Source organism: Enterobacter sp. UNJFSC 003 (genome assembly GCF_036903355.1).
Taxonomy (GTDB): Bacteria; Pseudomonadota; Gammaproteobacteria; order Enterobacterales; family Enterobacteriaceae; genus Enterobacter.
Genome location: NZ_JBAKHK010000059.1, coordinates 1 through 372, shown reverse-complemented (window position 1 = coordinate 372; position 372 = coordinate 1). Strand labels below are relative to the sequence as shown.

Annotated in this window: 1 pseudogene; it reads right to left on the bottom strand. The window is 58.6% G+C overall.

What is annotated here, in order from left to right:
• Positions 1-372 (bottom strand): annotated as a pseudogene (locus tag V5P19_RS23065) (RNA polymerase-associated protein RapA); the annotation flags it as partial.

Here is a 372-nt window from a genome sequence, read left to right as displayed (position 1 = left end):
AACCAGCTCCTGACGGGCGCTCTGGGCATCTTCGCTGTCGCTGTTTGCTGCCTGCAACAGCGGCTCGATATCCTGCTCGCCGATCATCTCGCCGAGCATGTTCAGTTCGTCATTGCTCAGTTTGTTACCTGCCAGCAGCATGGCAACGGCGTCCGCAACCGGACGATAATTTTTCTGCTCTTCAACGAACTGCGCAAAATCGTGGAAACGGTTCGGGTCCAGCAGACGCAGACGGGCGAAGTGGCTTTCCATCCCCAGCTGTTCCGGGGTCGCGGTCAGCAGCAGAACGCCCGGCACGTGCTCTGCCAGTTGTTCAATGGCCTGATATTCACGGCTTGGCGCATCTTCGCTCCACACCAGGTGATGCGCTTC